Here is a 21,770-nt window from a genome sequence, read left to right as displayed (position 1 = left end):
ACAGTCTCAAGGCGACTTGGTTACACGTGTGTAATTGCTGTGGCGCAGCATGGGCGAAGGCGCCTAACGTACGGCAGCCGGCGGGCAAAGTTGCGTTCACCCGCCACGCGATAAAAACAAATCAAGGTCAGGCGGTCCGCGCGAACCCCGCGATTTGGACCCAATCAGGAGAACGATCCTTGCGAACCCCACAAACTCGTCAACGACTTCTTGCCACCACGATCATCACGGGCGCCGCCCTGCTCGCCTTCGCCGCTCCGGCGATGGCCCAGGACGAACCCGAGTCGGAACTGGAAGAAATCGTCGTCACCGGCTCGCGCATCCCGCAAGCCAACCTGGTCACGACCAGCCCGGTCACCCAGGTCACCGGCGAAGACATCGACGTTCAGGGCGTGACGCGGGTCGAAGACCTCGTCACCCAGCTGCCGCAGGCCTTCGCCTCGCAGAATTCGACCGTCTCCAACGGTGCCTCCGGCACCGCCACTGTTTCGCTGCGCAACCTCGGTTCGTCGCGCACCCTGGTGCTGATCGACGGTCGCCGCATGGGCTACGGCTCGCCGCTCGACGACGCGGCCGACCTGAACCAGATCCCCGGCCAGCTGGTCGAACGGGTTGAAGTCCTGACCGGCGGCGCCTCGGCCGTCTACGGTTCGGACGCCGTCGCCGGCGTCGTGAACTTCATCATGAAGAAGGAGTTCGAGGGCGTTCAGATCGACGCCTCGTACGGCTTCTATCAGCACAGCAACGACTATGATGACGTCGGCAACGTCCGCGCCGAAATCACCCGTCGTGCCGCCACCAACCCAGCCAACTTCGCCCTGCCCGCCGACGATGTCTCGGACGGCGAAAGCCGCGAAGTCACCCTGACGATGGGCGTCTCCTCGCCGGACGGCAAGGGCAACCTGCTGGCCTATGCCGGTTACCGGAACAACAATCCGGTCCTGCAGCGCGACCGCGACTACTCGGCCTGTACGATCGGTGCCCCTGCGGCCGCCGGCGGCCTGTCGACCTACTCCTGCGGCGGTTCGGGCACCTCGTTCCCGGGCCAGTTCACTGATTTCGTGAACTACGCCTTCACCCTCGGCGCGAGCGGCAGAACCTTCGTGCCCTATTCGGCCGCGAACAACGCCTACAACTTTGGCCCGATCAACTACTACCAGCGTCCTGACGAGCGTTACACGCTCGGTGCCTTTGGTCGTTACGAGATCAACGAGCACGCCGAAGCCTTCGCACAGCTTATGTTCTCCGACTATTCGTCGGTGGCCCAGATCGCGCCCTCGGGTTCTTTCTTCAACGCCTCGACCATCAACTGCGACAACCCGCTCCTGTCGGCCACCCAGCGCACCCAGATCGGTTGTACGCCTGCCCTGCAAGCGTCGGGCGGCACGGTTCCGTTCTACATCGGCCGTCGTAACGTCGAAGGCGGTGGTCGCCAGGACTCGCTGACCTACACCTCCTACCGTGCGGTCGTCGGTCTGCGTGGCCTGATCACCGAGGGCTGGAACTATGACGTTGCCGCCCAGTTCTCGCGCGTTCGCCTGGCCCGCACCTATCTGAACGACTTCTCGGTCTCTCGTCTGACCCGTGCGACGGACGTCGTTTCCGTCGGTGGCGTCCCGACCTGCCGGTCTGTCGTCAACGGTACGGATCCGACCTGCGTTCCCTACGACGTCTTCACGCGGGGCGGCGTCACGCAAGCGGCGCTCGACTACCTGCAAATCCCGCTGATCCAGACGGGTGAAACCACCCAGCAGGTCGTCACGGCCGCCGTCACCGGCGACTTGGGCGTCTACGGCTGGCAGTCGCCCTGGGCCGCCTCGGGCATCAAGGTTGCCTTCGGTGCCGAGTATCGCCGCGACGCCCTGGGTTCCACCACGGACGCCGCCTTCGCTTCGGGCGACGGTGCCGGTCAGGGTGGACCGACGATCGGCATCACCGGTGACGTCGATGTCGCCGACGTGTTCGCCGAAGTGCAGATCCCGCTCGCCGACGATCAGCCCTTCGCCTATTCGGCCTCGATCGACGGTGCCTTCCGTCACTCCGAGTACGAGAACCTGTCGACCGACACCTACAAGGTGGGCGCTGACTGGGCTCCGATCCCCGACCTGCGCTTCCGCGCCAGCTACTCGCGCGCCGTTCGCGCTCCGAACGTGATCGAACTGTTCGCGGCTCAGGGCCTTGGCCTGTTCGACATCGACGAGGATCCCTGCGGCCCGGCTCGCACCGCCACTCTGGCACAGTGCGTCGCCACCGGCGTTCCGACGGCCCTCTACGGCAACGTCGCTCTGGACAGCCCCGCCGGTCAGTACAACCAGCTCACGGGCGGTAACCCGAACGTCGCACCGGAAGAATCCGACACCTACACGGCCGGTATCGTGTGGACCCCGGGCTTCCTGTCGGGCTTCAACCTGTCGGTCGACTACTTTGACATTACGGTCGACGGCCTGATCTCGACGGTCGGTGCCGGCAACACGCTGGACCTCTGCTACCGCGACGGTGACGCTGCGGCCTGCTCGCGGATCAACCGTAACGCTGCCAACGGCTCGCTCTGGGTCGGTTCGGGCTTCGTCCAGAACCTGAACATCAACATCGGTGGTCTCCAGACCTCGGGTGTGGACGTCAACGCCAACTACGGCTTCGACCTCGACGCCCTGGGCCTGACCAACAAGGGCACCATCGGCCTCGCCTTCGTCGGTACCTGGCTGAACACCCTCGAGTCCGACTCGGGCACCAACACCGCCAGCTCGGTCTATGACTGCGTCGGCTACTACGGCTCGGCCCAGTGCGGCGTCCCGAACCCCGAGTGGCGTCACCGCGCCCGCCTGACCTGGCAGTCGCCGTGGTCGGTCGATGTCTCGGCGACGTGGCGCTACTACTCCGAGGTCGACTTCGGCTCGACCCTGACGGGTCCGGTCGCCGGTCGTCTGGACTCCACCCTGGAAGCCCAGCAGTACCTCGACCTCTCGGCCAACTGGCAGGTGACGGACACCGTCTCGGCCCGCGTCGGCGTCAACAACGTGCTGGACAACGATCCGCCGCTGTCGATCTCGGCCGGCACCGGCGGCAACGGCAACACCTATCCGCAGCTCTATGATGCGCTGGGTCGTTACGTCTTCTTCGGCGTGACCGCGAACTTCTAGGACCGACGGCCCTTCGGGGCTGGCGATCACGGAAACGGAATGGGCGGCGGATCTTCGGGTCCGCCGCCTTTTTCATGGGCGGCGGCGGGTCTGGACCCCGCCATGGAAAAACCATCGGCCCACGGCAAGCGTCGCCGAAGTCCAGATTTCACGTGCCCCAGGATAGTTCGCCCATGCTGATCGCCGCCTTCGCCGCCGCTCTTCTGTCCCAGACGCCCGCCGCGGCGGGTCAGGACGGCCCGATCTCGACGGCGAGCGGCGCGACGGAGACGGCGGCCCAGGTCCGGCTTCGCGAGGCCCTGGCCTATTCCAATCCTTTGCCGCGCGGCGCGCCGACGCAGGACTATCCGCTGGTCGCCTGGTGCGACGCCCTGGTCAGCGGCCATGTGCGGCTGGGCGAGACCCTGACCGACCGCAACGCCGAGGATCTGGAGATCATGCGTCTGGGTCGGCTGGAGGCCTCGGACTTCCGCTCTGCCCTCGCGGCGGCCGGACCACGCCAGACCGCAGCGACGCGCACGGCCGCGGCCCAGGCGGCGGCGGCGGCCACCGCGCGCTGGACCCCCTTGATCGCACAGCCTGACGAGGCCGCGCGCAGCCAGTCCTTCGGCCTGTTCTTCGGCCTGCCGGGGCGTTGCGAGCACGCGGCCCGGCGCATCCGCGCCAACATCACGACCCCGCCGGCAACCCTGGACGAGGTCGGCCTGCGCTCCGAAGGCGTCGATCCGGTCCAGTAGGCCGGACTGTCGCGTTCAGCCTGCGGGCGACCTGGACAGGTCGATCCGCCAGCCCAGCAATGCGCCATAGGCGTCATGCTCGAGCGCGCGCGCCGTGACGCTCAGGCCGACACCCTCGGCCCGGGCCAGAAATCGCTCCAGCCCGTCGACATCCAGGGCCGCGCGGGTCTGGCACAGCTGGCGATGGCGCCGGGCGGCGTTGCCGAACTCGAAGTCATCAAGCCGGGCCAGGCCGCTGGACGGCTCATAGGCCGCGATGCGGTCCGCCAGGTCGCCCAGGTAGCTGACCATATAGGTGACGGTATCGAACGCCGGACCCGTGCCGATCTGGCTTCGGCATTTCGTGACGGCCTGGGCGAAGGCGGCGTGGGACGCGGCGCGTGCGGTCGCGTCGGCTTTTCCCTGCGCGGCAAAGGCGCGGCGGCCCAACCGGACGGCGGTGCCGGTGCCCAGCACCGCGTCATAGGCCTTCATCTGGGCCCGGGCCTGTTGCGTGATGACGCTGTCGGCATGATGCACCAGCAACCGCGCCCGTCCGCCGGGCTTCAGGACGCGCGACAGTTCCGCCAGCGCAGGACGGTGATCGGCGTATTCGATGCCGAACTGTGACGAGATTCCGTCGAACGTGTCGGCCTCGAACGGCAGGGCCTCGACGGCCACACCGCCGATGAAGGTCGGGCCAGCCTCACCCGCAGGCGTCGCGGGGATGTCCGCATAGTCCACGCCGGTCACGTCGAACGGACCCGCGGCCTGGGCATAGCGCGCGACTTCACCCGACCCCGTGGCCAGGTCAAGAAGGCGGGCCCCCGCCGGGAAGGTCCCGAAAAACCCGGTCCACAGAGCGGAGGTGTCGAGCGCACGCGGCCCCGTCGGGGTGTCGATCGACATAACCTCGGCCCGGCCCCGCGACCAGTAGGCGGTCCAGTGCCAGCCGGGGCGTTTCACGGGTTGGGGCGGTGCCATGGTCCCGGCCTATAGACCGCCGCCCGCCGTGCGCGCCAGCGGTTCGCCGATCACGCCGCCGCCACGCGCGCCGCTGCTCCCGGTTCATAGTTCAGGATCGGCGACAGCCAGCGTTCGGCGGTGGCGACGTCCCAGCCCTTGCGCCGTGCATAGTCCTCGACCTGGTCGAGATCGATCTTGCCGACACCGAAATAGTGGCTGTCCGGATGGCCGAAATACAGACCGGACACCGAGGCCGGCGGGCTCATCGCGAACGACTCGGTCAGGGCCATCCCGGCGTTAGTCTCGGCCTGCAACAGCCTGAACAGGGTCGCCTTTTCGGTGTGATCGGGCTGGGCCGGATAGCCGGGGGCAGGGCGGATGCCCTGGTATTTCTCCTCGATCAGGTCCTGCGTCGTGGTGACTTCGTCGGGGGCGTAGCCCCACAGTTCTGTCCGCACCTTCTTGTGCAGGGCCTCGGCGAAGGCTTCGGCCAGACGGTCGGCCAGGGCGGAGGACATGATGGCGGAATAGTCGTCGCCGGCGTCCTTGAACCGCCTGGACACCTCCAGTTCGCCATGGCCCGTGGTGACGGCGAAGGCTCCGATCCAGTCGGACCCTTCCGGGGCGATGAAGTCCGACAGGGCCGAGTTGGGCTTGCCGTTCGACTTGGCGATCTGCTGGCGCAGGGTGTGGAAGCGGGCGATCTCCTGCGTCCGCGCCTCGTCACCGAACACGACGATGTCGTCCTGATCGGCATTGGCGGGCCAGAAGCCGACGACGCCCTTCGCCGTGAACCACTTCTCGTCGATGATCTGTTTCAGCATCGCCTGGGCGTCCTTGAACAGGTCGCGCGCAGCCTCGCCGACGACCTCGTCATCGAGGATCAGCGGATAGCGGCCGATCAGCTCCCACGACGCGAAGAAGGGCGTCCAGTCGATGTGATCCGCCAGGTCGGCCAGATCCCAGCTGTCGAATGCCTTGACCCCGATGAAGGACGGAGCGGTCGGACGCGGTGCGGTCCAGTCGATCTTGAACCGGTTGTCCCGTGCCTTGGCGATGCTGGTCCGCGCCTTGACCTCCAGCCCCCGCGCATACTGCTCGCGGATGCGGATGTACTCGTCGCGCGTGATGGCCTCGTTCTTCGCCCGCTCGGTCTTGGACAAGAGGCCAGAGACCACGCCCACGGCCCGCGACGCATCGACGACATAGGTGGTCGATCCGCGATGGTATCCGGGCTCGATCTTGACCGCCGTATGGGTTCGACTGGTGGTCGCCCCGCCGATCAGCAGGGGGATGTCGAAGCCGCGCCGCTCCATCTCGCGGGCCACGAAGACCATCTCGTCCAGGCTCGGCGTGATCAGGCCGGACAGGCCGACGATGTCCACCTTGTGCTCGATCGCGGCATCCAGGATCCGGTCGGCGGGCACCATGACGCCCAGGTCGATGACCTCGTAGTTGTTACATTGCAGGACCACGCCGACGATGTTCTTGCCGATGTCGTGGACGTCGCCCTTGACCGTGGCCATCAGGATGCGGCCCGCCTGTTCGCGCGGCTTGCCGGCCTTTTCGGCCTCCATGAAGGGTTCAAGCCAGGCGACGGCCTGTTTCATCACGCGGGCGGACTTCACCACCTGCGGAAGGAACATCTTGCCCGAGCCGAACAGGTCGCCGACCACATTCATCCCGTCCATCAACGGGCCTTCGATGACGTGCAGCGGCCGCTCGAACGACAGGCGGGCCTCTTCGGTATCGGCGTCGATGAACTCGGTGATGCCGTTGACCAGGGCGTGCTCGATCCGCTTGCCGACCGGGGCCTCGCGCCACTTCAGATCGACGACCCGCGCGACGCCCTTGTCTCCCTTGTAGTTGGGGGCGATGTCTACCAGCCGCTCGGTGTTGGACACATTGGTCCGCTGGGGCCGGTTCAGGATCACGTCCTCGACGGCTTCCCTCAGCGTCGGGTCGATGTCGTCATAGACGGGCAGGTCGCCGGCGTTGACGATACCCATGTCCATCCCTGCCTGGATGGCGTGATACAGGAAGACGCTGTGGATCGCCCGGCGCACCGGCTCGTTGCCCCGGAACGAAAACGAGACGTTCGACACCCCGCCCGATACGCGGGCATAGGGCAGGGTGCGCTTGATCTCGCGGGTGCCCTCGATGAAGTCGACGGCATAGTTGTCGTGCTCCTCGATCCCCGTCGCCACGGCGAAGATATTGGGATCGAAGATGATGTCCTCGGGCGGGAATCCGACCTCGTCGACCAGGATGCGATAGGCGCGGGTGCAGATCTCGATCTTGCGGGCGGCGGTGTCGGCCTGACCTACCTCGTCGAAGGCCATGACCACGACGGCGGCCCCGTAGCGCAGGCATTTGACTGCCTGGGCCCGGAAGGCGTCCTCGCCCTCCTTCATCGAGATCGAGTTGACGATCGGCTTGCCCTGGACGCATTTCAGGCCCGCCTCGATCACCTCCCATTTGGACGAGTCGATCATCACCGGCACGCGGGCGATGTCGGGCTCGGCCGCGATCAGGTTGAGGAAGGTCACCATGGCCTGCTTCGAATCCAGCAGGCCCTCGTCCATGTTGATGTCGATGATCTGGGCACCGGCCTCGACCTGTTGTCGGGCCACGGTCAGGGCGGCGGTGTAGTCGCCCTCGATGATCAGCTTCTTGAATCTGGCCGAGCCGGTGACGTTGGTGCGTTCACCGACGTTGATGAAGGTGGGTCTCATACGCTTGTTCTTTCGCTGCCCGTTCCCGCGAACGGGCAGACGGACTTTCGTATCTAGTGGGCGTGGGCCGGCAGGCGGGCGGCGGTGACCTCGATCTCGACCAGGAAGCCCGGCCCGGCCAGGCCTGCGACCTGGACCGTGGAGCGCGAGGGGCGGTTCGGCTGTTCGGCCGTGCCGAAATACTTGCCGTAGGCCCGCATCATGCCCGCGAAATCCATGCGCTCGGAGCCTGGCGCCGCCGTCAGATAGACGGTCATCGACACCACATCGCCCATGGTCAGGTTCCGCGTGGCCAGCAGCCGCTCGATCTTGGCGAAGGTCGAGGCCGACTGGGCTTCGGTGTCACCATAGGCCTCGACCGAACCGGCGGGTGCCGTGGTGTCGGTAACGTCAGGCAACTGGCCAGACAGGAAGATCAGCTCCGACCCGGCCGGGACCGTCACCGTCGAGGCGATGAAGGCCGTCGGCGAGCCATAGGTGCGCTCGATCGCGGGGTGGTCATGGCTCTGGGCCAGGGCGGGGGCGGCGCAGAAGAACAGTGCGGCGGTCAGGGCAGGTACAACAATCTTCATGGTGCGGTCTCCGGTTCAGGCGGCTGCGGATTGGCGACGGGCGGCGATGGCGTTGACGGCGCGCCAGGCGCTGACGAAGGCACCCTGCTGCCAGGCACCGACGTGGCTCAGGTGTTCGCCGGCGAACAGATAGGGCCCGTCCGGCTCGTTCATCAACGTATAGCCCGTCGGGTCTTGCCGAGCCACTGGTCCTTCGATGCCCAGGCTGTAGGGGATGCTGCGCCAGTGGACGGTGACGCCGTCGGTCAGGGAGCCGCTCTGGCCCGGATGCAGCCGTTCGACGGTCTCGCGCGCATAGGCGTGGCCCTCGGCCAGGGGCAGGGACCCCAGACGCGTCGCGGGGCCTGCGAAACTGTAGCCCGCGACCAGGATACCCTTCGCGTGCAGGAATTTGCCGGACGGATACCAGGTCATCAGGGTGTCGCGGTCGGTGAACGACAGGCCGCCATAGATGTGGTCGTTGGTCTCCCAGAACCGGGGTGCCTGGAACGCGATCTTGACCGAGTCGGCATAGCGGGCGTTCTTGACCACCGCCTTCCGGTCGGCCGAGAAGTCGTTGTCGATCCCGGCCAGGACCGAGAAGGGAATGGTACAGATGCAGTGGTCGGCGGTGATCGCGTGGCTTGCGCCGGCCGCATCCTTCCAGGTCGCCTCGACGCCCGTGCCCTTGCGCTTCAGGCCGGTGATCTGGGCGTTCAGGGTTATCGCCGCGCCCAGCTTGTCGGCGAACGCCATGGGAATGCGGTCCATGCCCCCGACCGGCTGGAGCATGGTCGCCTGCATGTCGATGATGTCGTGGAAGGCGGGCGCGCCCCAGGCCATCGGGTGCAGCAGCGAGGCCAGCACCATGGCGTCGCGCGGCTTGCCCTCGATATCGCCCGCGGCTGGCTCGATGGCGAAGCCGGCGCTCTCGCTATGGCGGAACATCAAATCGGGGTCCAGCTCGCCCCAGCCGATCAGGTTCTCGACCAGCAGGGCCTTGTCCTCGGCGCTCAGGGCCACGTCGACGCCGCCGTTCCGCACGCCCTTGGCCAGCAGGGAGGCGACGTTGCCGCGGATATTGTGGATCGCCTGACGCATCTGCAAAGGCTTGCCGCCGTTCAACCCCTCGGCCTGGATCAGGGCCCCGTGCGAGTGGTTGACCAGCACCTCCATCTCGACGCCCAGTTCCTTGCAGTAGCCGATGGTGGCCTGATGGTGGCTGGGGATGCGGGCGGGGCCGGCGTTGAAATACTGGCCCTCGTCGAAGGTGCAGACCTGTTCCGGCTTGTCGGTGTGGGCGATCTTGGAGCCGCGACGGACGGTCCAGTTGCGCCCCCCGACCCGATCGCGCGCCTCGAGCACCGTGACGGCATATCCGGCCTTCTTCAGCTCATAGGCCGCGCTGAGCCCGGCCACACCGGCACCCAGGATGACCACGCTCGCGCCGTCGCCGGAGCCCGCCGCGAGGGTCGGCGTCTGGGCATGGGCGACGCCGTCGTCCACCAGCCCCATGGCCCGCATGGCCATATACATCCCGCCGGTCCCGGCCACCGCCGCCACCCGCGTCAGAAACGCCCGCCTCGTGCCGATCATGACTCATATCCCCCTGGCTCATTTCGCAGATGCGAGAAGAGCAACACGGTTCGACGAGCGTGACTAGGGCAGGAGGCGCCGCGAATGCGCCCGAGCCCGGATGATCTGGCCAGTGTGGATATCACGCCACCAGCTCGAACGGTTCCAGCCCCGACAGACGCATCGCGACCGGACGTTCGGGAATCTCCCGCGTCGGCAGTTTCGACACCACCTGTGCGGTATGGGCGATGTGGTCCGGCGTCGTACCGCAGCAGCCGCCCACGATGTTGACCAGACCTGACGCCGCCCATTCCTCGATGAAGTGGGCCGTCTCGTGCGGTTCCTCGTCGTATTGGCCCATGGCGTTGGGCAGGCCGGCGTTGGGATAGGCAGCGACCAGGGTGTCGGCGACGCGGCTCAGTTCGGCGATGAACGGTCGCATCAGATCGGCACCGAGCGCGCAGTTGAAACCGACCGCGAACGGCTTGGCGTGGCGCACGCTGTTCCAGAACGCCTCGGCGGTCTGGCCCGACAGGGTCCGGCCTGAGCGGTCGGTGATGGTCCCACTGATCCAGATCGGCAGGGGCTCCATCCCCTCGTCTTCCAGGTCCTTGATGGCCTTGATGCAGGCCTTGCAGTTCAGCGTGTCGGTGATGGTCTCGATCAGATACAGATCGACCCCACCCTCGTTCAGCGCCTTCACCTGATGGCGATAGGCGTCATAGACCTGGTCGAAGGTCACCAGCCGCGCGCCGGGATCGTTCACGTCGGACGACATCGACAGCATCTTGTTCAGCGGCCCGATCGAACCGGCGGCGAAGCGCGGCTTGTGCGGCTCCTTTTCCGTCCAGCGGTCGGCGGCGGCGCGGGCCAGTCTGGCCCCCTCCAGATTGATGTCCCAGACCGCGTCGGCCTCCAGCTTGTAGTCGTCCTGGGCGATGACGGTGGCGCTGAAGGTGTTGGTCTCGGAGATGTCGGCCCCCGCCCCGAAATACTGGTCATGGAGGTCCGAGATGACGTCCGGCCGGGTCAGGCACAGGATGTCGTTGTTGCCCTTCATCTGGTCGCGCTCGTTGTAGCCATTGGCCTCGACGAAACGGTCGCCTCTGAAATCGACTTCTTCCAGCCCGCGACGCTGGATCATCACGCCCCAGGATCCGTCAAGGACCAGGATGCGTTCCCTGGCGGCCTTGTGCAGGGCGGCGACGCGTTCGGGGCGGGTGAGGGGAGACGTCATGTCAGGCAGCGGCCTTCTGTTCGCGAACGCCCAGCACGCGGCAGATCGCATAGACCAGGTCGGCGCGGTTCAGGGTGTAGAAGTGGAAGTCGGAGAAACCCTCTTCCTGCAGCCGGGCGCAGGTTTCGGCGGCGACCGAGGCGGCCAGCAGCTTGCGGGTTTCGGGGTCGTCGTCCAGGCCGTCGAAATGCGATGCCAGCCAGCCCGGGACCGAGGCGCCGCAGGATGCGCTCATCCGCTGCAAGGCCCCGAAGTTCGACACCGGCATGATGCCGGGCAGCAGGGGAATGGTCACGCCCGCCGCGCGGATGCGGTCACGGAAGCGCAGGAAGGCGTCGATGTCGAAGAAGAACTGGCTGATCAGCCGCGTCGCTCCGGCGTCGACCTTGGCCTTCAGCACATCGATGTCGTGCTCGATCGACGGGCTTTCGGGGTGTTTCTCGGGATAGGCGCCGACGCTGGTCTGGAAGCCGCCGACGCGCTGGATGGCTAGGGCCAGTTCGGTGGCGTTGGCGTATCCGTCCGCGCGCGGCTGATAGACGCCGCCGATGCCGTCGGTTCCGGGCGGATCGCCGCGCAGGGCCACGATGTGATCGACACCGATCGCCTTATAGCTTTCGATCACCTCATCGACCTCGGCTCTGGAGGCGTCGACGCAGGTCAGGTGGGCGGCGGGTTTCAGCGTGGTTTCCGTCAGCATCCGCTGCACCGTGCGGTGCGTCCGCTCGCGGGTCGAGCCGCCGGCACCATAGGTCACCGACACGAAGGCGGGGTTCAGCGGCTCCAGCCGACGCACGGCTTGCCACAGGGTCTCCTCGGCCTTGTCGGTCTTGGGCGGAAAGAATTCGAACGAGACCCGCACCGGATTGGCGTTGTCCCCGGCGCGCGCGACCGGGCCCAGCGGCGACAGCAGCAGGGCGCGGGCGGCGGCCAGATTGGAGGGGTTGGCCCCCTCGGATTTCACGGCGGCGAGGGCCATCAGGCGGCGCTCCTGGTCAGGGCGGAAAGGGCAGGGCGAACGGCGCCCCAGATGGTGACGGTCAGGCCGTCCGTGTCGGGCGGCAGGGCGACCGGCGCCTCAGTGGTCAGGCCCGCGTCCGCCAGCCAGCCGTCGATCTCCTCGGCGGCAAAGCCGAGGCGGCGGTGCTGGTGCTCGGCGCGCAGGTGTTCCAACTCGTGCTGGGCGAAGTCGACGATCAGGATCCGGCCGCCGGGCGACACCAGTCGCGCTGCTTCGGTGACCGCCGCATGCGGATCGGCCAGATAGTGCAGGACCTGATGCACCAGCACGAGGTCGGCACTGCCCGCCGGCAGCCGGGTCGAGAAGATGTCGCCGTGCCTCAGTTCGACATTGGTCAGCCCGGCCTCGGCGACATTGGTGCGGGCGATGTTGAGCATGTTGTGGCTGAGATCCAGCCCCGTCAGCCGCCGCGCCCGGGCCCCCAGCAGGGTCAGCATCCGGCCCGATCCGGTACCCAGGTCGACGATCCGCTCGAACGGCCCATCGCCCGCGGCGTCGCGGATCGCGGCCTCGACGGCGGTCTCGGCGACATAGAGGGAGCGGATGCGGTCCCACTGCGGCGCGACGCGCTCGAAATAGGCGGCGGCGGCGGCCTGGCGCTCGTTGCGGACCTGATCCAGGCGCAGAAGGTCGTCCTCGCCCGCCGTGTCGGCCAGCAGGTCCAGGATGGTCTCGATCAGGCGTCGCGTCACCGGCTCGGACGACAGGCGATAGAAGACCCGGGCCCCGTCGGGAAACCGCTCGATCAGCCGGGCGTCGCTCATGACCTTGAGGTGGCGCGACACGCGAGGCTGGCTCTGCTCCAGCACGCTGGACAGTTCCATCACCGACAGTTCCTCGCTGGCCAGCAGGGCGAGGATGCGCAGGCGGGTCGGCTCGCCGGCCGCGCGCAGGGCTTCCACTGTCTGTTCCGCCGTCAGGGACATACAGACATATAAGGATATCCTTATATGTTTTGGCAAGGAAAAACGCCTGGGCCGATCGGTTCATCGCTTTCGCGCGCGGCGGCCCCCCTCGCCTGCGAAGGAATGCCGCGCTAGGATCGTTGAAGGGGCTGGTTTCAGGAGACCGCAATGTTCAAGACCATCTTCGCCGTCGCGGCCGTGAGCGCCGCCGTCCTGCCGTCGCTGGCGCTCGCCCAGGCCGGCGGGGCCATGACCCTGGCCGCCATGACCGCCAAGGCCGACGAGACCTTCGACGCCGCCGACTTCGACCAGAGCGGGGTGCTCAGCGCCTCCGAACTGGCCCGCGCGGCCCAGGACCTGGGCGCGGCCGGTCAGGGCCTGTCCCGCGCCGACGCCAACCGCGACGGCCGCGTCACCCGCACCGAATACCATGCAAGCTACGCCGCAATGTTCGCCCGGCTGGACCTCGACGGCGACGGCTCGATCAGCCCGGCCGAGCGGGCCCAGTTCCGGGGCTTCGACCTGGGGCGCGGCCTTCTGGGCGGCGGCACGGCCATGCCCACCCCCGACGGCGGCCGCTAAACCCCCGTCAGGCCACGGGCGTCACCGGCGGTTCGCCTGCGAACACCGCCTGAAGGTTCTGCATCAGCAGCATCAGCATGCCCCGCACCGCCTCCTGGGTCGCCCCGCCCGTGTGGGGCGTCAGGACGGTGTTGGGCACCTCGGCCCAGCGCGCCGCGTCGACCGGCTCGGTCTCGAACACGTCCAGCGCCGCCTGACCCAGGGCGCCGGACCGCAAGGCCGCGATCAGGGCGTCCTCGTCCACCACCTGGCCGCGCGCCACATTGACCAGCAACCCCTGCGGCCCTAGCGCCGCGATCACCTCGGCCGAAATCAGCCCGACATTGGTCTCATCCGCCCGGCACGCGACCACCAGGATGTCGCTGTCGGCCGCCAGCGCGATCAGGCTGTCGGCGCGGGGCCACGGGCCGGCCTTCTCGCGCGGCCCCCACCAGCGCACGGTCATCCGCATCGCCTCGGCCCGCCGCGCCACCGCTTCGCCGATCAGACCCATGCCGACGATCCCGACCCGCTGCCCGCCCAGCGACGGCGTCATCAGCTTTGACTCCACCGTCCACAGCCCGGCCCTCAGCTCCCGGTCGCCGCGCACGATCTCGCGCCGCGCGGCGAGGATCAGGCCGATGGCGTGGTCGGCGACATCCTCGTGATTGACCCCCGGCGCATGGCTGACCGCCAACCCCCGCGCCCGACACCATTCGACGTCGATCCGGTCATAGCCCGAGGTGAAACAGGCGAGCAGCCGCAAGCCCGGCAACCGCTCGATCAACCCCTTGTCCAGCTCGAACTCGCCCGCCACGATCACCGCCTGGATCAGAGGCTCAGCCTGCGCCAGCGGCCCCTCCCAGAACCGATAGACGTCGTACGCGCTCTCCAGAAACGGCGTCAGCTGCCCCAGGTGACACTGCATGATCAGGACGGCGGGGCGTTGGGTCATGCGGTGATACTAGGTCCGCCGCCGCCGTCTGTGAACGCTGTCCGGATATCTACAGATACCAGTCTTGCCCGTGGAACCCGCGTGCGCCCTCCAGGTCCAGCAGGTAGCGGCCGGTGTGCGGCGACAGGTCGAAGGCCATGTCGGTGTCGAACAGGTCGATCTCGTCCACGCCCGGCAGGATCTGGGGCCCGGCATCCTTGACCGCCGGTTCCTCGCCGATCGCCCCGGTCGCCCACAGGATGTCGGAAGCGACCAGCGTCGTCCCGGCCAGGCCGATAACCATGTCGGTCGAACCGTTGCCACCGAGGTCCACGAACAAGAACGACCCGCCCTGCAGATAGGCGATGCCGAAGGTGTCCGACGCGCCGGTTCTTACCGCCCTCAGATCCAGGCGATCCTGGCCGGACACGAAGCCGAAGATGCCGTCCGTCGCCGCCGCCGTCGAATCCGAAGCCGCCACATAGACGAAGGTGTCCGCCCCCGCGTCGCCGAACATCGCGTCCGCCCCGCCGCCGCCGGTGATGGTGTCATTGCCCGCACCGCCTGCGATCGGATCAGCCAGGCCGGTCCCGATGAGGATGTCGGCGACCCCCGACCCGACCATGTAGATGCCGAACCCGCCAGAATAGATGAAGTCGGTGCCGTTGATCGCCTGTCCGGCCGCCGTGGTCAGGAAACTGCCGGCCGCCGTCTCGGCATAGACGAAGCTGGAGCCGTTGTCGGTCCTCAGGACCGAGATCGAGGTTGCGCCGATCAGTTGCAGGTCGATCCGGTCCTCGCCCGTCACGAAGTCGTACAGATTGTCGAAGCCGGTCGTCTGATTGGAATCGCCTCGCGACTCGTAGCGGAACACGTCACGCCCCGCCCCGCCCGCGATGGCGTCCGCGCCACCACCGCCGGTGATGGTGTCGGCCCCGTCATTGCCCAGCAGGGGATCGGGCCGCGACGAGCCGACGATGGTGTCGGCATCGGCCGAGCCGATGATGAAGGCGCCGATGGCTCCGTTGAAGATGAAGTCGTTCGAGTTCACCGCGCCGTTGACATAGGCTTGGAAGGCCCCGCCCGGCGTCTCAGCGAAGACCACCGACACGCCGCCGGCCAGCCGGCCCACGCTGACGCTCGTCGGATTCAGCGCCGTCAGATCGATCCGGTCCGTCCCGGTGACGAAGTCGGTGATCGTGTCCTGAACCGCCGCCGTGGAATCCGACGTCGCCAGATAGCGGAAGGTGTCGGACCCCGATCCACCGGTCATCGCATCGGCACCGGCAGCGCCAACTAGAATGTCGTCGCCTTCTCCACCAACCAGATTGTCGTTGCCACCCAAGCCGAAGAGTGAGTCGCCGCCGACGGAGCCCGTCAATGTGTCGCTGCCAGCAGTACCTGTGATGCTGGTCATCAGGCGCGCATTGAGATCCAACACACGCACGCCACCCGTAGTAGTCATGAGCAGAAGGCGACCATCGTCGACGACTTGCATCCGTCCGAACGCTGAGCCGTTGCCCTGAGTGTTGATGAGAACGCCAGGATCAAGCTCGCCAATTTTCGTCCAGTTAGTGGTGTCGTAGATTTCCACCCGATCCGTGTTTGTGTTCCAGGCGTAAAGTTGTCGTCCGTCTAGACTGAACTCAGCATCCGAGTATGTTCCGGAAGACTGTTGGGGGGTGAAATCTTTTACAACGACAAAATTGTTATTGTATATAACGAAGCTATTATAAGTGACTATACTGATCAGGCCACTATTTGTGACGCTTCCATTGTCATTATTGAAGCCAGAAAGGCCAATCGTATAAAGATCGCTGCTAGCGATGACCCTTCCCATGGTCGAGTCGTAAAGCGAAAAGGGGGCGTTGGAGCTGTTTGCCTCCAAGATCAGGACATACCGGCCGTCAGGAGAGGCGGTGAGGGTGCTTCCGCCCCTGACGGAGTTGACGAGGATCGCCGGAGCAGGAGCAGCGCCAGATACGGGAAAGGTGCGCAGCGGCGTCCAGCCAGACCCAAGGAACTGGGTGGTGAACAATGCGGTGCCGTTCGCGGCCACAACCACGTCGGTGACACCGCCTTCGTAGAAAGCTGTCGAATAAACGATGTCGGTCACCGCCGAAGTCTGCAGGTCAATCCGGTGCAGGACTCCCTGGGTCTGGCCGGCCGTCGTGATGGTCGCGCTGTCGCCGACGACGAGATACCGGCCGTCGGGGGAAAGGGCCAAGCTGGACAACGAACCCGGGAGGATGATCGGAGCCAAAAACCGGCCCGTGATGGCATCCCAGCGCGTGATCTGACTAGCGCCCAATGAGTAAACGATATTCGTGCGCTCATCGAAAACTGACGTTTCGCGAACCGCAATCGTCGTGGTCCGATCGACCATTCTCATACTCCGGTATCTGACGCGCTGGGGAGATATCGCAAGAAAGCGCTAGCATAACGTTTTCAATAGTCGACCAAACAGAATTGGCGCAACCTTGAGTGTTTCCCTAGCGCATAATCGGGGCGGCGTTGTAGCGTTAGCCCGCAGGACAAGGCAGCGACCATAGTCGTATGAGGGAATACGATCTGGCGGTGCGGTGGTCATCCTAGAGCAAGTCTCAGTCCCACCGCCCCTGATACGGCTTCCGGGGTGCCATATGCCCGGTCAGGCGGTCGATCTCGGGCTGGAGCGGGGCCAGGTCACCCTCCCGTTCCGACTGGGGCAGCCGTTCCCAGAAGGCGCGCAGGCGTCTGGCGTCCTCTCCGGGGGTGGCGGGGGCCCAGCGGGCCGAGGTGGTTCAGCACCACGGTGTCGGCCAGGAAGGCGAGGTTGCCGGGCGACAGGGTGTGGTCCTTGGGCACGACATCGATCAGGGCCTCTCGCGCCCGGTCGACGTCCTGATGCAGCAGCACATACTCCCGCGCGGCCTTGAGCAGGGCCGTCGCCTCCGACCCCCGCCCGGCCGTCAGCGCCTCTCGCGCGCGGCGCAGCACGGTGGTCATCAGATCTTCCTCCGAGGCCGGGCCGGGTGCGGCGGTCGGGGTGGAGGGCGCTCCGTGCGCGCCGGGCGCGGGTTGGCCGTTGTCGATGACGCCGCGCGCATCGGCCCAGTCTCGCTTGGTCCAGCCTTCCAGCCGGGCCTTCTTCCGCAGATTGGCCTCGCCCACGCCGAACCGTTCGCACGCCACCCGTGCGGACAGGCCGCCGACATAGGCGGCGCGGGCCAGGTCCCAGGTCTGGTCGCTGACCTTGCCATAGGTCTGGGTCGGTGGGCGGCGGCGGGCATCCATCTGCAGCTCCGGCGGTCAGGTCGTCACCGCCGTATCGCCCCCGGTCACGACAATATCGGTCGCACCCGCCGGGATGTGACGAAAGCTGCCGTTACTGCTCGAACGTCTGGAACCTGATCCGGTGGGACCGCTACAGATACCAGTCCTCGCCGACCCGGGGGCCACGCTCGGTGGCGGGGTTCAGGTCCAGCGTGAACGACGACAGATCGGACATCAGGCCTGTCGGAAACAGCCGCGCGCCTTCGCCCAAGGGCAGGGTCTGTGGGCCGGCTTCCTTGAGCACCGGTTCCTGCCCGATCGCGCCCGTGCTCCACAGGATGTCCGAGGCGACCAGCGTCGTCGCGGACAGGCCGATGACCATGTCGGTCGTGCCGTTGCCACCCAGATCGACGAACAGGAACGACCCGCCCGACAGATAGGCGATGCCGAAGGTGTCTGCCGCGCCGGTGCGCACGGCCCGAAGGTCCAGCTTGTCCGTCCCCGACACGAAGCCGAAGATGCCGTCGGTCATGGCCTGGGTGGAATCCGAGGCCGCCCGATAGACGAAGGTGTCCGCGCCCGCATCGCCGAACAGGGCATCGGCACCGCCGCCGCCGGTAATGATGTCGTCGCCCGCCCCGCCATAGATCGGATCGGCCTGGAAGGTGCCGGTCAGGACGTCGGCGACGCCGGATCCGACCATATAGACGCCGAAGCTGCCGCCGATCGGGCCGTCTCCATAGAGGAGGTCGCTCGCCTGTATGGCGCGCCCTGCGGCCGTGGTCAGGAATATGCCCTGGGGCGTCTCCGCGTAGAGGAAGCTGGACCCGTTATCGCTCCTCAGGATCGAGACCGACGTCGCTCCAAGGGCCGACATGTTGATCCAGTCCTCGCCCGACGTGAAGTCGTAGAGGTTGTCGAACCCCGTCGTCTGGTTGGAATCGCCTTGGGACACATAGCGGAACACGTCCTGCCCCGCGCCGCCTGCCAAGGCATCAGCTCCACCCCCACCGGTGATACTGTCAAACCCGCCGTTGCCGACGATGGGATCGGGCAGGGCTGTGCCCACAATGGTGTCATTGCCCTCCGAGCCGATCACATAGACCCCGAACCCGCCCGTGAAGGCGAGGTCGCCGCCGTTCAGATTGGCCCCCGCGACGAAGGTCTGAAACGCCCCGGCCGCGGTTTCGGCAAACACCACGGAGCCGCCGCCTGCCAGTCGTGCGATCGAGATCGACGTCGAGTTCAGCGCCGTCAGGTCGATCCGGTCCGTCCCTCCGACGAAGTCCGTGATGGTTTCCTGTGCCGCCGCCGTTGAGTCCGAGGCCGCGCGGTACCGGAAGGTGTCGGCACCCGCTCCGCCCGTCAGCGTGTCCGAACCACCGCCGCCCACGATCACATCGTTTCCGTTCGTGCCGGTCAGGAGGTCCGAACCGGCAGTGCCGTTGAACTGCTCCCCGGGGACGGAGATCGACGGGATGACGTCCCCGAGCAGAACGGCACCGAGAACCCGTACTGCGAAGGCACCAGTCGGCGTCTGTGCCGACACGAGGGTGTAGGCCCCGTCCGTCGAGATCGTGATGCTTGTCGGCAGCAGGGCCGTCAGGTCGATCTTGTCCAGACCGGTCTGGAAGTTCTGGATCACGTCCGGACCCGTCGAACCGTTCGACGGGGACTCGTTCGTGGCCAAATAGGCGAAGACGTCCGCGCCTCCTCCACCATCCAGGGTGTCGCTTCCGACTCCGCCGATCAGCAGGTCGTCGCCTTCGCCGCCACGCAGGATGTCGTTCCCGGCCTCGCCGGTCAGCAGATCGGCCCCGGATCCTCCGTCGATCTCGTCCACACCGGCACCGCCCAGAACGCTGTCGTCGCCCGAGCCGCCGATCACTCTCGATCCAAAATCGCCGAGCAGCACCAACTCGATACTTCGCAGCGTAAAGCCATCTGCGGCCGTCGCGGCCGGGTCCAGATAGATCGTGGGCCGATAGCGAACGAAACTGAAGTTGGCGACATCTTCGTCTGCGCCACCGTCCATGGTGGCGCGGTAGGAAGCGTTCCCCTGCTCCTCGGCCTCGAAGACGTCGTCGCCGGCACCGCCGAGCGCGGTGTCGAGGTTGCCGATCAGGATACTGTCATTGCCAGCCCCGCCGTCGAGATCGTCACGGGTCTGGTCCGGCACGGCGATACCCGTGTTGCCGAACCCTCCGCCCCACAGCAGATCGTCGCCGTCACCGCCGATCAGAACATCCAGACCCGAACCACCGAAAAGAACGTCGTCTCCGACGCCGCCCAGCAGGAAGTCGTTGCCGCCGGACCCGTCGAGCGAATCGTCTCCGCCGTTCCCGGCCATGTTGTCGTCGCCGCTCGAACCGCGAAGATTATCGTTCGCGGTAGTTCCATTATAGGTCGGCACGGTCGTTCACCTGATACACGCTAAAGCACTGTACGCAGCGTCGAGGAAAAGCTCGCCGGCGACAAGACTCAAAGCGCGCGGTCAGGTCAGATTACCGCCCGAACTTCTGGAATTTGATCCGGTGCGGGATCAGGGCGTCGGTGCCCAGGCGGCGTTTCTTGTCCTCTTCGTAGGCCTCGAAATTGCCCTCGAACCATTCGACGTGGCTGTCGCCCTCGAAGGCCAGGATGTGGGTCGCCAGACGGTCCAGGAACCAGCGGTCGTGGGAGATGACCACGGCGCAGCCCGCGAACTCCTCCAGGGCCTCTTCCAGGTTCTGCAGCGTCTCGATGTCCAGGTCGTTGGTCGGTTCGTCGAGCAGGATCAGGTTGCCGCCGGTGGCCAGGGTCTTGGCCAGGTGGACGCGGTTGCGCTCACCGCCCGAAAGTTGGCCGACCTTCTTCTGCTGGTCGCCGCCCTTGAAGTTGAAGCTGCCGACATAGGCGCGGGTGTTGATCTCGCGCTTGCCGACCATCATCACGTCGGTGCCGCCGCTGATCTCTTCCCAGATGGTCTTGTTGGGGTCAAGGCTGTCGCGCGACTGGTCGACATAGGCCAGCTTGACCGTCTCGCCCACCTTGATGGTGCCGCCGTCGGGCTGTTCCTGGCCGGTGATCATGCGGAACATGGTCGATTTGCCGGCGCCGTTGGGGCCGATGACGCCGACGATGCCGTTGGGCGGGAGCTTGAAGGTCAGGTTGTCGAACAGCAGTTTCTCGCCATACGACTTCTGCAGGCCCTCGACCTCCAGCACGACATTGCCGAGGCGCGGCCCGGGCGGGATCTGGATGTGGGCGTGGGTCTGGGCACCGCGCAGGTTTTCTTGCTCCGTGACCATCCGCTCATAGGCGGCCAGACGGGCCTTGGACTTGGCCTGGCGGGCCTTGGCGCCGGACCGCACCCATTCCAGTTCGCGGGTCAGGGCGCGCTGACGGGCCTCGGATTCCGAGTTCTCCTGCACCACCCGCTTCTGCTTCTGCTCCAGCCAGCTGGAGTAGTTGCCCTCGTAGGGGATGCCCTTGCCGCGATCGAGCTCCAGCGTCCACTTGGTCACCAGATCAAGGAAGTAACGATCGTGGGTCACCAGGATGACGCAGCCCGGGAAGGCTTCCAGGTGGTGCTGCAGCCAGGCGACGCTCTCGGCGTCGAGGTGGTTGGTCGGTTCGTCCAGCAGCAACATGTCCGGCTTTGACAGCAACAGCCGCGCCAGGGCCACGCGGCGTTTCTCACCGCCGGACAGGTTGGTCACCGCCCAGTCGTCGGGCGGGCAGCGCAGGGCGTCCATGGCCATCTCGATGCGGCTGTCGATGTCCCAGACGTCGCCGGCGTCGATCTTCTCCTGGAGGGCGGTCATCTCCTCCATCAGTTCGTCGGTGTATTCCTCGGCCATTTCCATGGCGATGGCGTTGAAGCGGTTGACCCACTGCTTCTCCTGGCACCAGGCCTCGACGTTCTCGCGGACGTTCAGGCTGTCATCCAGATGGGGTTCCTGTTCCAGATAGCCGCGCTTGATCCCGTCGGCGGCCTTGGCCTCGCCACTGAACTCCGGGTCGATGCCGGCCATGATCTTGAGCAGCGTCGACTTGCCCGACCCGTTGACCCCGACGACGCCGATCTTGGCGTCGTTGTAGAAGCTCAGCCAGATGTTCTCGAAGATCTTCTTGCCGCCGGGAAAGGCCTTCGTCAGGCCCTGCATCTGGAAGATGTACTGCTGCGCCATGG

At 66.5% G+C, this 21,770-nt stretch carries 15 protein-coding genes; 3 read left to right on the top strand and 12 right to left on the bottom strand.

Features of this window, described 5'->3' with window-relative positions; genetic code table 11:
- Positions 1-179: 179 nt before the first annotated feature.
- The gene (locus tag O5K39_RS16870; protein ID WP_271144758.1) at positions 180-3,140 is read left to right on the top strand and encodes a TonB-dependent receptor; all 2,961 of its coding nucleotides are present in this window, start codon (positions 180-182) and stop codon (positions 3,138-3,140) included.
- 173 nt (positions 3,141-3,313) lie between these two features.
- Positions 3,314-3,877: a hypothetical protein gene (locus tag O5K39_RS16865; protein ID WP_271144757.1), complete on the top strand. Its 564-nt coding sequence runs from the start codon at positions 3,314-3,316 to the stop codon at positions 3,875-3,877.
- A gap of 15 nt (positions 3,878-3,892) precedes the next feature.
- On the opposite strand, the gene O5K39_RS16860 is transcribed toward O5K39_RS16865, so the two are convergent.
- The 7 genes from O5K39_RS16860 to O5K39_RS16830 form a co-directional block, all read right to left on the bottom strand.
- Positions 3,893-4,840 carry a methyltransferase domain-containing protein gene (locus O5K39_RS16860; protein ID WP_271144756.1) on the bottom strand — a complete coding sequence of 316 codons (948 nt, stop codon included), beginning with the start codon at positions 4,838-4,840 and terminating at the stop codon, positions 3,893-3,895.
- A gap of 50 nt (positions 4,841-4,890) precedes the next feature.
- The gene (metH, locus tag O5K39_RS16855) at positions 4,891-7,557 is read right to left on the bottom strand and encodes a methionine synthase (protein ID WP_271144755.1); all 2,667 of its coding nucleotides are present in this window, start codon (positions 7,555-7,557) and stop codon (positions 4,891-4,893) included.
- 53 nt (positions 7,558-7,610) lie between these two features.
- Complete coding sequence (locus O5K39_RS16850; RefSeq protein WP_271144754.1) at positions 7,611-8,129, bottom strand: RidA family protein; 519 nt, start codon at positions 8,127-8,129, stop codon at positions 7,611-7,613.
- 15 nt (positions 8,130-8,144) lie between these two features.
- Entirely contained in the window at positions 8,145-9,704 is a 1,560-nt protein-coding gene (locus O5K39_RS16845; protein WP_271144753.1) for an FAD-dependent oxidoreductase, read from the bottom strand.
- A gap of 121 nt (positions 9,705-9,825) precedes the next feature.
- A complete protein-coding gene (locus tag O5K39_RS16840) occupies positions 9,826-10,920 on the bottom strand; it encodes a homocysteine S-methyltransferase family protein (RefSeq protein ID WP_271144752.1) in 1,095 nt (364 codons plus the stop codon).
- Between the two features lies 1 nt (position 10,921).
- Positions 10,922-11,899 carry a methylenetetrahydrofolate reductase [NAD(P)H] gene (gene metF, locus O5K39_RS16835; protein WP_271144751.1) on the bottom strand — a complete coding sequence of 326 codons (978 nt, stop codon included), beginning with the start codon at positions 11,897-11,899 and terminating at the stop codon, positions 10,922-10,924.
- Entirely contained in the window at positions 11,899-12,867 is a 969-nt protein-coding gene (locus O5K39_RS16830) for a metalloregulator ArsR/SmtB family transcription factor (protein WP_271144750.1), read from the bottom strand. The genes metF and O5K39_RS16830 overlap by 1 nt, the downstream gene beginning before the upstream one ends.
- A 147-nt stretch (positions 12,868-13,014) precedes the next feature.
- On the opposite strand from O5K39_RS16830, the gene O5K39_RS16825 reads away from it, so the two are divergent.
- Positions 13,015-13,428: a hypothetical protein gene (locus O5K39_RS16825; RefSeq protein ID WP_271144749.1), complete on the top strand. Its 414-nt coding sequence runs from the start codon at positions 13,015-13,017 to the stop codon at positions 13,426-13,428.
- A gap of 7 nt (positions 13,429-13,435) precedes the next feature.
- Here the strand turns inward: O5K39_RS16825 and O5K39_RS16820 are convergent, their stop codons facing one another.
- The 5 genes from O5K39_RS16820 to ettA form a co-directional block, all read right to left on the bottom strand.
- Positions 13,436-14,362 (bottom strand): 2-hydroxyacid dehydrogenase, encoded by a 927-nt coding sequence (locus O5K39_RS16820; protein WP_271144748.1) that lies wholly within the window; start codon positions 14,360-14,362, stop codon positions 13,436-13,438.
- Between the two features lie 49 nt (positions 14,363-14,411).
- Complete coding sequence (locus O5K39_RS16815) at positions 14,412-16,727, bottom strand: calcium-binding protein (protein ID WP_271144747.1); 2,316 nt, start codon at positions 16,725-16,727, stop codon at positions 14,412-14,414.
- A gap of 299 nt (positions 16,728-17,026) precedes the next feature.
- Complete coding sequence (locus O5K39_RS16810; protein WP_271144746.1) at positions 17,027-17,617, bottom strand: hypothetical protein; 591 nt, start codon at positions 17,615-17,617, stop codon at positions 17,027-17,029.
- 130 nt (positions 17,618-17,747) lie between these two features.
- Positions 17,748-20,009, bottom strand: a complete 2,262-nt coding sequence (locus tag O5K39_RS16805) for a calcium-binding protein (protein WP_271144745.1) — start codon at positions 20,007-20,009, stop codon at positions 17,748-17,750.
- A 91-nt stretch (positions 20,010-20,100) separates the two neighbouring features.
- A complete protein-coding gene (gene ettA / locus O5K39_RS16800; RefSeq protein ID WP_271144744.1) occupies positions 20,101-21,768 on the bottom strand; it encodes an energy-dependent translational throttle protein EttA in 1,668 nt (555 codons plus the stop codon).
- Between the last annotated feature and the right edge of the window lie 2 nt (positions 21,769-21,770).

The sequence above is a fragment of the Brevundimonas sp. NIBR10 genome (genome assembly GCF_027912515.1).
In the GTDB taxonomy this organism is placed as follows: domain Bacteria; phylum Pseudomonadota; class Alphaproteobacteria; order Caulobacterales; family Caulobacteraceae; genus Brevundimonas.
The sequence above is the reverse complement of the archived record's forward strand: the minus strand, read 5'-3'. Positions and strand labels throughout refer to the sequence as shown.